Genomic DNA, 9,848 nt, shown 5'->3' on the forward strand with positions numbered 1-9,848 from the left:
TGAACGGATCAGCGCTTCGAGTACTGCGGCGCCTTGCGGGCCTTCTTGAGACCGGCCTTCTTGCGCTCCACCACGCGGGCGTCGCGGGTCAGGAACCCGGCCTTCTTGAGCGCCGGGCGGTTGTGCTCGGCGTCGATGGCGTTGAGCGCGCGGGCGATGCCCAGGCGCAGCGCACCGGCCTGGCCGGTCACGCCGCCGCCGCTGATGCGGGCGATGACGTCGAAGCGACCCTCGACGTCGACCAGCTTCAGCGGGGAGTTCACGAGCTGCTGGTGCACCTTGTTCGGGAAGTACTCCTCGAGGGTGCGGCCGTTGATCTTCCACTGGCCGGTGCCGGGCACCAGGCGCACGCGGGCGATCGCCTCCTTGCGGCGGCCCAGGGCCTGGCCGGGAGCCGTCAGGCTCTGCCCGCGGCCAGCCGGCGCGCTGGTCTCGGAGGTGTAGCTGCTGGGCGTCTCGCCGCCCTCAAGGTCGATGTCGACCGTGGTCTCGGCCACTGGTGTGTCCTCGCGTCCTGTCTCGGATGTCCTCGCGGGCGTCAGCCCTGCGCGACCTGGGTGATCTCGAAGGGCTTCGGCTGCTGGGCGGCGTGCGGGTGCTCGGCACCCGCGTAGACCTTCAGCTTGGAGAGCTGCTGGCGGGCCAGCGAGGTCTTCGGGAGCATGCCGCGCACGGCCTTCTCGACCGCACGCTCGGGGTGCTTGGCGAGCAGGTCGGAGTACGCGACGGCCCGCAGACCGCCCGGGTAGCCGGAGTGGCGGTACGCGAGCTTGGCCTCGCGCTTGTTGCCGGTCAGCGCGACCTTGTCCGCGTTGATGACGATGACGAAGTCGCCGCCGTCCACGTGGGGGGCGAAGGTCGCCTTGTGCTTGCCACGCAGCAGCGTGGCGACGTGGGTGGCCAGGCGACCCAGGACGACGTCGGTCGCGTCGATGACGTACCAGTTCCGCTGGACGTCGCCGGGCTTCGGGGTGTACGTGCGCACGGTCGTTGCCTTCTCTATGTCTCTGACTGTGTCCACGGCAATCCCGTAGAAGCCGGGGTCAGCCGATGAGTACCGTCCGTGCGCCCTCCGCGGACCGGTGAGTGGGAACGCACCAGGTCGACGCAGACGAACGCACAACGACTCACCAGGGTAGCCGCCGCCGCCGGGCCGGTCAAAGCGGCCTGGGTCACCCGACGGCGGCTCAGCGCGCCCGGGCCACGCGGCCCGCGTCCCACACGGGCTCCGGCGTCTCGACCACCGCGCCGTCCTCGCCGAACACGAGGAACCGGTCGAACCCGCGGGCGAACCAGCGGTCGTGCGTCACGGCGAGCACGGTGCCCTCGAACGCCGCCAGCCCGGCCTCGAGCGCCTCCGCGGAGTGCAGGTCGAGGTTGTCGGTCGGCTCGTCGAGCAGCAGCAGGGTCGCGCCGCCCAGCTCGAGCAGGAGGATGTGGAACCGGGCCTGCTGGCCGCCGGACAGCGTCTCGTACCGCTGCTCGGCCGAGGCCACCAGCTCGTACCGGTCGAGCGCCTTGCTCGCGGGCTCCCGGCCCATGCCCGGCCGCCGGCCCTCGCCGCGGTGCAGGATCTCCAGCAGGGTGCGGCCGGCGAACGCCGCGTCCTGCGCGTGCTGCCGGTTCTGCGCGAAGAACCCGGGGACGACCCGCGAGCCGAGCCGGGCGACGCCGGTGTGCGTGACGGGGTCGACCGGGGGCTCACCCTCGGACGGCGCCTGCTCGGGCTGCGGGTCGGTCCCGCCGGCCGCGAGCAGCCGCAGGAAGTGCGACTTGCCCGACCCGTTCGACCCGAGCACGGCGACGCGCTCGCCGAACCACACCTCGAGGTCGAACGGTCGCATCAGCCCCGTGAGCTCGAGCTGCTCCGCGACGACCGCGCGCTTGGCCGTCCGCCCGCCCCTCAGACGCACCCGGACGTGCTGGTCGTGCGCCACCACCTCCGGCGGGCCGGCCTCCTCGAACTTGCGCAGCCGCGTCTGGGCGGCCGAGTAGCGCGACGCCAGGCCGTCGTTGAACGCGGCCTTCGTCTTGAGGGTGTTCACCAGCGTGATGAGCTTGGCGTGCTCCTCGTCCCAGCGGCGGGCCAGCTCGGCCAGCCGCTCGCGCCGGGCCTCGCGGGCCTCGGTGTACGTGGTGAACGTGCCGCCGTGCACCCACACGGTCGCCCCGGTGCGCGCGGGCTCCAGCGTGGCGACGTGCGTGGGGACCCGGGAGAGCAGCTCCCGGTCGTGGCTGACGAGCAGCACCGTCTTCGGGCTCTCCAGCAGCCGCTGCTCCAGCCAGCGCTTGGTCGGCACGTCCAGCGCGTTGTCCGGCTCGTCGAGCAGCAGCACCTCCTGCGGGCCGCGCAGCAGCGCCTCCAGCACCAGCCGCTTCTGCTCCCCGCCGGACAGGGTCCGCACGCTGCGGTGCTGCGCCCGGTCGAACGGGATCGACAGGACGGCGTCCGTCACGCGGTCCCAGTCCGCCTCGACCTCGTAGCCGCCGACGTCCGCCCAGTCCGCGAGCGCCTGCGCGTACCGCATCTGCGCGGGCTCGTCGTCGACCTCCATCATGAGCAGCTCGGCGGCCGTCAGCTCCGCCGCCGCGGCCCCGACCGCGCCGGTGGCCAGCGACGCGAGCAGGTCCCGCACCGAGCGGTCGTCGGCGATGCGGCCCACGTCCTGCCGCATCACGCCCAGCCCGCCGGTGCGCACCACCGCGCCGTCGTGCGGCTGCTCGTCGCCCGCCACGATGCGCAGCAGCGTCGACTTGCCGGCGCCGTTCGGCCCGACCAGCGCCGTGCGCTGCCCCTCGCCGACCCGCAGGTCCACGCCGCCCAGCAGCGGCCGCCCGTCCGGGAGCACGTAGCGCACGTCGTGCACCTCGAGATGACCCATGGGGCCGATCGTCCCAGGTGCAGGGGCCCACCCCAAGCCGATTCCGTGCGGTGGCAGCGGGCGGGCGGCGGTGCCACGCTCGTTCCATGACCGAGAACACCCCTGCCACGAGCACCGACGCCGCCACCGGGGCCGAGGGCGACGCCGACCAGCTGCCCGAGGAGGACACGCTGCTCGACCGCGGCGTCGACGACCTGCTGGACGAGGGCTACTCCCCGCCGGAGCGGCCCCGGCCGGCGTCCGCGCACTGGGGCGAGACGCCCTGGGAGGAGTCCCGCGGCGAGACGCTCGACCAGCGCGTCGCCCAGGAGGAGCCGGACGTGTGGGACGACCCGGACCGGGCGCCGGACCCCTCGCGCGAGCCCGGCCGCGCCGGCCGCCTGCTCGAGGACGACGACGCCGTGGAGTCCGGCGGCAACGACCAGTTCGCGATCGACGCGGGCGTGGACGGCGGCGCCGCGAGCGCCGAGGAGGCCGCGGTCCACGTCGTCGACGAGGAAGACTGACCTCCGCACCGCCCAGCCGGTCGCGCGACCGGCGGCGCGTGGCGGCGCCCCGGCGGCCGCACCGGGTCCCCCGGCGGTGTCAGGCCCCCCGCAGCGGGTGCCGGTCGACGTCGTCCGCCGAGCGCGGCGCGCGCGTCCGGAGCTGCCGGGCGGCGAGCTCGTCGTCCGGCGGGTAGACGACCTCCTCCAGGGTGAGCCCTCGCGCGGCGACGACGGCCCCGCCCGGGTCCCGGCGGCCGCCGACGAGCAGCTCCGCCGGCCAGCCGACCGGGCGCCGCCCCTCCCCGACGGCCAGGCTCGCGCCGACCAGCGCCCGCACCATCGAGTGGCAGAACGCGTCCGCGCGGACGGTCGCGACGACCAGGCCCGCGTCCGGGCCCGAGGACGGGCGCTCCCACGTCAGCTCGTCGAGCGTGCGGATGGTCGTGGCCCCCGGGCGCGGCTTGCAGTACGCCGCGAAGTCGTGCCGCCCGAGCACCTGCTGCGCAGCGGCGTGCATCGCGTCGACGTCGAGCGGCCGGCGCGTCCACAGCACGTGGTGCCGGCGCAGCGGGTCGCGCAGAGCCGGGTCGTCGCAGACGCGGTAGGCGTAGCGACGCGCGACGGCGGAGAACCGGGCGTCGAACCCGCCGGGGGCCTCGCGCACGGCGGTCGCGACGACGTCGTCCGGCAGCACACCGCCGAGCCGCGTCAGCAGCGACTGCGCCGGCGTGCGGTCCGAGCGGCCCGGGACCGCCGCCCACGCGCCCGCGGGGACGTCCACGTGCAGCACCTGGCCCCGCGCGTGCACCCCGGCGTCGGTGCGCCCCGCGACGGTCACGCGCGGCGGCGGGTCCCCCCGGTGCTCCGCGCGCAGCACCAGCGCCAGGCCGTCCTCGACCACGCCCTGCACCGTGCGCAGCCCGGGCTGCCGCGCCCAGCCGGCGAAGTCGGTGCCGTCGTACGCGAGGTCGATCCGGACGCGGACGGGAGCAGCGGCTGCGTCGCACGGGGCCGGCTGCGGGGACGCGTCGGGCTGGTCGGGCGTGCGGCGCTGGTCGTGCTGGTGGGGCTCGTCGGGCACGCCCCGAGCGTACGGGTCGCCGTCCCTGCCCTACGGTGGTCCGGTGGCCGTGCCCCCGGAGTCCTCGCCCGCGCTCCCGGCGTCCCCGCGCCCGGCGCGCTCCCCCGGCGCGGCGCCCGCGCCGGCCACGCCGTACACGCTCGCCGTCGACTGCGGGGGTGGCGGCATCAAGGCATCCGTCCTCGACGCGTCGGGGACGCTGCACGCCCCGGCGGTGCGGGTGCCGACCCCCTACCCGCTGCCGCCCGAGCGGCTGGTCGCCACGATCGCGGAGATCGCGGGTCGGCTGCCGGCGGCCGACCGCGCCACGATCGGCATGCCGGGCATGATCCGCCACGGCGTGGTCGTGGCGACCCCGCACTACGTGACGCGCTCGGGGCCGCACACCCGGGTCGACCCGGAGCTGGTCGCCGCCTGGGCCGGCTGCGACATCCGCGCGGCCCTCGAGGCACGGCTCGGTGTGCCGTCGCTCGTGCTGAACGACGCGGAGGTGCACGGCGCCGGCGTCGTGTCGGGCACGGGCGTCGAGCTGGTGCTGACGCTCGGCACCGGGCTGGGGTCCGCGCTGTTCGACGGCGGCCGGCTCGCCCCGCACCTGGAGTGGTCGCACGCCCCGGTCCGCCGCCTGACCACGTACGACGAGTACATCGGGCAGATCCAGCGCGCCCGGCTCGGCGACGCGCTGTGGTCGCGGCGGGTGCGGCAGGTCGTCGAGGGACTGCGCCCCGTGGTCCTGTGGGACCGGCTGTACCTCGGCGGGGGCAACTCGCGGCGCATCACCCCCCAGGTGCTCGCCCGGCTCGGGGACGACGTGGTCGTCGTCCCGAACCAGGCGGGCATCGTCGGCGGAGTGCGCGCCTGGCAGCTCGGGGTCTAGATCAGGGTCCCCGTCTCCCGCTCCCCCACCACGTCGACCGCGTCCAGCACCGCGCGCGTGAACGCCACCGGCGCCGTCAGCGACACCAGGTGCGTCGCGCCCGGGACCACGACCAGCCGCCCGTCGCGGCACGCCCGCAGGAACCCCCGCTCCTCGCCGCGGAAGTGGTCGAACCGCCCGTTCACGAGCCACACGGGCGCCTCGACGCGCCCCAGGTCCGCCACCGGGGTCGCCGCGCGCATCTCCCGCAGCACGTCGTCCATGACCTCGAGCGCGAACCCGCCCGCGGCGGCGTCCCGCGCGGCCTCGACCGGCAGCACCCGGCTGACGAGGCCCTGGTTCAGGCCCTCCCCCGCGTCCGGCAGCCGGGCGATACCCCGGGCGAGCAGCGTCCACGCTCCGACCAGCGCGACCAGCGGCCGGGTCGAGCACGCCGCCGCGACGAGGCCGGCCACCTGGCCGGGGTGCCGCGCCGCGTGCGCGATCGCCGTGTAGCCGCCGAGCGACAGCCCCACCACCAGCGCGCGCCCACCCAGCCCGTCCACCGCGTCCGCGACGGTCTGCACCGCACCGTCGAGCGTGAACGCCTCGCCCCGGCGCGTCCCGTGCCCCGGCAGGTCCACCGCGACCACCGGGCAGCCGTACGCCTGCAGCGCCTCGACCTGCACCCGCCACATGGTGCGCGACGTGCGCAGACCGTGCACCAGCACCACGGGGACCGTCATGGCACCCGACGGTACCGGCGCCCCTGCCCGCCGCCGCGCAGGGGCACGGCATCCGGACGGTCACGCCCGCGCACGCGACAGGGCCCGGGCCGCGAGCGGTGTGCTCGCGGGCCCGGGCCCTGTCCGCGGACCGGACGGTCAGGCCTTGTCGGCCTCGTCCGTCGTCTCCTCGGCGGGAGCCTCGGTGACCTCCTCGGCCGGAGCCTCGGTGGTGTCCTCGACGGTCTCCTCGGCCTTCGGCTCCTCCGCCTTCGGCGCGGCCTTCGCGGCGGCCTTGGTGGCCTCGCGGACGACGGCCTGCTTCGGCGAGACGGGCTCCAGCACGAGCTCGATCACGGCCATGGGGGCGTTGTCGCCCTTGCGGGGGCCGATCTTCGTGATGCGCGTGTAGCCGCCCTGGCGCTCGGCCATCTGCGGGGCGATCTCCACGAACAGCTCGTGCACGACCGACTTGTCCTTGACGACGGTCAGGACGCGCCGGCGGGCGTGCAGGTCGCCGCGCTTCGCGAAGGTGACGAGGCGCTCGGCCAGCGGGCGCAGGCGCTTGGCCTTGGCCTCGGTGGTCGTGATGCGCTTGTGCTCGAACAGCGACGTGGCCAGGTTGGCCAGGATCAGCCGCTCGTGCGCCGGGCCGCCACCGAGCCGGGGACCCTTGGTGGGCGTGGGCATGGTCTTTACTCCTTGGTTCTGGTGATGGGCCGGCGGCGCCCGTCAGCGGGACGCCGCCTCCCCGGCGTCAGTACTGCTCGTCCTCGGTGAAGTCGCCCTCGTCGCCGTCGTAGTACGCGGCGGCGCTCGGGTCGAAGTCGAGCGGGCTGTCCTTGAGGGACAGGTTCAGCTCGGCCAGCTTCTCCTTGACCTCGGTGATCGACTTCGCACCGAAGTTGCGGATGTCGAGCAGGTCGGCCTCCGACCGCGCCACGAGCTCGCCCACCGTGTGGATGCCCTCGCGCTTGAGGCAGTTGTACGACCGGATGGTCAGCTGCAGGTCCTCGATCGGCAGCGCCAGGTCCGCGGCCAGCGCCGCGTCCGTCGGCGACGGGCCGATCTCGATGCCCTCGGCCTCGACGTTGAGCTCGCGGGCGAGCCCGAACAGCTCGACCAGGGTCTTGCCGGCCGAGGCCAGCGCGTCCCGCGGCGAGATCGCCGGCTTGGTCTCGACGTCCACGACGAGCTTGTCGAAGTCGGTGCGCTGCTCGACACGCGTGGCCTCGACCTTGTAGGTCACCTTGAGGACCGGCGAGTAGATCGAGTCGACCGGGATCCGGCCGATCTCCGCCTCGTACGACTTGTTCTGGTTCGCCGAGACGTAGCCGCGACCGCGCTCGACGGTCAGCTCGATCTCGAGCTTGCCCTTCTCGTTCAGCGTGGCCAGGTGCAGGTCGGGGTTGTGCACCTCGACGCCCGCCGGCGGGACGATGTCCGCCGCGGTGACCTCACCGGCACCCTGCTTGCGCAGGTACATCACGACCGGCTCGTCGTTCTCGGAGGACACGACGAGGTTCTTGATGTTGAGGATGATCTCGGTGACATCCTCCTTGACGCCCGGGACGGTGCTGAACTCGTGCAGCACGCCGTCGATCCGGATGCTCGTCACCGCCGCGCCCGGGATGGACGACAGCAGCGTGCGGCGCAGGGAGTTGCCGAGCGTGTAGCCGAAGCCCGGCTCGAGCGGCTCGATGGAGAACCGCGAGCGGTACTCCGAGATGACCTCTTCGGTCAGGGTGGGGCGCTGTGCGATGAGCACTTCTGGGTTCCTCTCAGCGTGCGTCCGCCATATGACGCACCGCAGGTACGCAGGGCCGCGGGGGTCTCGGTCCACCCGCGCGACCGGCCGGCGCCGCCGCGGGCGGGGTCTGCACCCCGCCCGCGGCGGACCGGCGACGGATCAGACGCGGCGGCGCTTCGGCGGGCGGCAGCCGTTGTGCGCCTGCGGCGTCACGTCCTGGATCGAGCCGACCTCGAGGCCGGCGGACTGCAGGGACCGGATCGCGGTCTCGCGGCCCGAGCCGGGGCCCTTGACGAAGACGTCGACCTTCTTCATGCCGTGCTCCTGCGCCTTGCGCGCGGCGGCCTCGGCGGCCATGCCCGCGGCGTACGGCGTCGACTTGCGCGAGCCCTTGAAGCCGACGTCGCCGCCGGAGGCCCAGGAGATCACCGCGCCGGACGGGTCGGTGATGGAGACGATGGTGTTGTTGAAGGTGCTCTTGATGTGCGCCTGGCCGTGGGAGACGTTCTTCTTCTCCTTGCGGCGCGGCTTGCGCACGGCACTGCGGGTCTTGGGAGGCATTCGCTCGTTCTCTCTCGCTGCGGGTCGGTGAGTCGGTGCTCCGACGCGGCGCGGGCTGCTGTCGTGCGACAGGCCCGGCGGGCCGCGCGGGCGTTACTTCCGGCCGGCCTTCTTCTTGCCGGCGACGGTGCGCTTCGGGCCCTTGCGGGTACGCGCGTTGGTCTTGGTGCGCTGACCACGCACCGGGAGCCCGCGGCGGTGACGCAGACCCTCGTAGCTGCCGATCTCGACCTTGCGGCGGATGTCCGCGGCGACCTCGCGGCGCAGGTCACCCTCGAGCTTGAAGTTGCCCTCGAGGTAGTCGCGGAGGGTGACGAGCTGGGCGTCGTCGAGGTCCTTGACGCGGACGTCAGGGCTGATACCGGTCGCCGCCAGCGTCTGCTGCGCGCGGGTCCGGCCGACCCCGTAGATGTAGGTGAGCGCGATCTCGAGCCGCTTCTCGCGGGGGAGGTCGACGCCGACAAGACGTGCCATGTGCCTTCCGGCTCCTGTACTTCACTCGGAGGTCTGCCGCACCGTCCTCCCGCGTGGCTGCGGGCCCCGGCCTCCGAGCCAGGGGTTCACCGCCCGGTTCCCCTCGCGGGGCTGCGGGCGGTGCGGCGGTGCGCTGGTGCCGGACGGGTCCGGCGGGTGGTGCTGCTCGGCGTGCGCCGGGCGTCAGGGCATCAGCCCTGGCGCTGCTTGTGGCGCAGGTTCTCGCAGATCACCTGGACGCGACCGTGCCGGCGGATCACCTTGCACTTGTCGCAGATCTTCTTGACGCTGGGCTTGACCTTCATGGCCTGTTCCTCCGCCGCCGGTGCGCCGGTCCCCCACGCGGGTGCGTGGCGGGCACGGCCGACGGCGATGCTCGTTCGGTCGGTTACTTGTAGCGGTAGACGATGCGCCCGCGGGACAGGTCGTACGGGCTCAGCTCGACCACCACCCGGTCCTCCGGGAGGATCCGGATGTAGTGCTGGCGCATCTTGCCCGAGATGTGGGCGAGCACCTTGTGACCGTTGGTCAGCTCCACGCGGAACATCGCGTTCGGCAGAGCCTCGATCACGCTGCCCTCGATCTCGATGACACCGTCCTTCTTCGCCATGTCCTCCGCTAACTCTTGTCCTGAACTGCCGTTCCACGCTCTCGCACCGGTGGCGACCGGGCGGTGACGTGGCCGGACGTGCCTGGTGCCCGTCGGCCGCCGACTCCCCGCGCGTGCGCGACCGCGAACCCCTCGCGGGGAGGGACGGTCGGGCTCGGGCGGGACGTGCGGCAACGCCTGGGCGCACACCCAACGGACGATCATACGCCATCGGTCCTCGTCGGCGAAACGGGGGACGATACCACCACGCCGCCCCGACCACTCCGCGACGACGCGCCGGCCCGACACGCCGGGCGCGCGCCCGGTCCGCCCCTCCGCCCGCGCGCGACCCCGCGCCCAACCCGCGCGCAGCCCGCACCCCACCCGCACCCCGCCCGCGCCGAGAGTCCAGGACACGCCCGGGATCACGGCACGCGGCCGG

The 9,848-nt window shown here is 74.2% G+C and carries 13 protein-coding genes; 2 read left to right on the forward strand and 11 right to left on the reverse strand.

What is annotated here, in order from left to right:
• Positions 1-8 precede the first annotated feature (8 nt).
• The 3 genes from rpsI to K5O09_RS14755 form a co-directional block, all read right to left on the reverse strand.
• Positions 9-497 (reverse strand): 30S ribosomal protein S9, encoded by a 489-nt coding sequence (gene rpsI, locus K5O09_RS14745; RefSeq protein WP_222170227.1) that lies wholly within the window; start codon positions 495-497, stop codon positions 9-11.
• A 41-nt stretch (positions 498-538) separates the two neighbouring features.
• Complete coding sequence (gene rplM, locus K5O09_RS14750; protein ID WP_222170228.1) at positions 539-985, reverse strand: 50S ribosomal protein L13; 447 nt, start codon at positions 983-985, stop codon at positions 539-541.
• Between the two features lie 202 nt (positions 986-1,187).
• Positions 1,188-2,882, reverse strand: coding sequence for an ABC-F family ATP-binding cassette domain-containing protein (locus K5O09_RS14755; RefSeq protein ID WP_222170229.1), 1,695 nt, complete (start codon positions 2,880-2,882; stop codon positions 1,188-1,190).
• 86 nt (positions 2,883-2,968) lie between these two features.
• Here K5O09_RS14755 and K5O09_RS14760 point away from each other — a divergent pair, with 86 nt between their 5' ends.
• Positions 2,969-3,388: a DUF5709 domain-containing protein gene (locus tag K5O09_RS14760; protein WP_222170230.1), complete on the forward strand. Its 420-nt coding sequence runs from the start codon at positions 2,969-2,971 to the stop codon at positions 3,386-3,388.
• A 79-nt stretch (positions 3,389-3,467) separates the two neighbouring features.
• Here the strand turns inward: K5O09_RS14760 and truA are convergent, their stop codons facing one another.
• The gene (gene truA / locus K5O09_RS14765) at positions 3,468-4,343 is read right to left on the reverse strand and encodes a tRNA pseudouridine(38-40) synthase TruA (RefSeq protein WP_255596385.1); all 876 of its coding nucleotides are present in this window, start codon (positions 4,341-4,343) and stop codon (positions 3,468-3,470) included.
• A gap of 151 nt (positions 4,344-4,494) precedes the next feature.
• Here truA and K5O09_RS14770 point away from each other — a divergent pair, with 151 nt between their 5' ends.
• Positions 4,495-5,328: an ROK family protein gene (locus tag K5O09_RS14770; RefSeq protein ID WP_255595684.1), complete on the forward strand. Its 834-nt coding sequence runs from the start codon at positions 4,495-4,497 to the stop codon at positions 5,326-5,328.
• On the opposite strand, the gene K5O09_RS14775 is transcribed toward K5O09_RS14770, so the two are convergent.
• From K5O09_RS14775 to infA, 7 genes are all read right to left on the reverse strand, one after another.
• Complete coding sequence (locus K5O09_RS14775; RefSeq protein ID WP_222170232.1) at positions 5,325-6,053, reverse strand: alpha/beta fold hydrolase; 729 nt, start codon at positions 6,051-6,053, stop codon at positions 5,325-5,327. The genes K5O09_RS14770 and K5O09_RS14775 overlap by 4 nt on opposite strands.
• A 138-nt stretch (positions 6,054-6,191) precedes the next feature.
• Positions 6,192-6,722, reverse strand: coding sequence for a 50S ribosomal protein L17 (gene rplQ / locus K5O09_RS14780; protein WP_222170233.1), 531 nt, complete (start codon positions 6,720-6,722; stop codon positions 6,192-6,194).
• 67 nt (positions 6,723-6,789) lie between these two features.
• Positions 6,790-7,800: a DNA-directed RNA polymerase subunit alpha gene (locus K5O09_RS14785; protein ID WP_222170234.1), complete on the reverse strand. Its 1,011-nt coding sequence runs from the start codon at positions 7,798-7,800 to the stop codon at positions 6,790-6,792.
• A 141-nt stretch (positions 7,801-7,941) separates the two neighbouring features.
• A complete protein-coding gene (gene rpsK / locus K5O09_RS14790) occupies positions 7,942-8,343 on the reverse strand; it encodes a 30S ribosomal protein S11 (protein WP_222170235.1) in 402 nt (133 codons plus the stop codon).
• A gap of 93 nt (positions 8,344-8,436) precedes the next feature.
• Positions 8,437-8,817 (reverse strand): 30S ribosomal protein S13, encoded by a 381-nt coding sequence (gene rpsM / locus K5O09_RS14795; protein WP_122147671.1) that lies wholly within the window; start codon positions 8,815-8,817, stop codon positions 8,437-8,439.
• Positions 8,818-9,008: 191 nt separating this feature from the next.
• The gene (rpmJ, locus tag K5O09_RS14800) at positions 9,009-9,122 is read right to left on the reverse strand and encodes a 50S ribosomal protein L36 (RefSeq protein WP_013117849.1); all 114 of its coding nucleotides are present in this window, start codon (positions 9,120-9,122) and stop codon (positions 9,009-9,011) included.
• Positions 9,123-9,205: 83 nt separating this feature from the next.
• Positions 9,206-9,427 carry a translation initiation factor IF-1 gene (gene infA / locus K5O09_RS14805; RefSeq protein WP_146838576.1) on the reverse strand — a complete coding sequence of 74 codons (222 nt, stop codon included), beginning with the start codon at positions 9,425-9,427 and terminating at the stop codon, positions 9,206-9,208.
• Positions 9,428-9,848: the final 421 nt, after the last annotated feature.

This window comes from Cellulomonas sp. C5510 (assembly GCF_019797765.1).
In the GTDB taxonomy this organism is placed as follows: domain Bacteria; phylum Actinomycetota; class Actinomycetes; order Actinomycetales; family Cellulomonadaceae; genus Cellulomonas.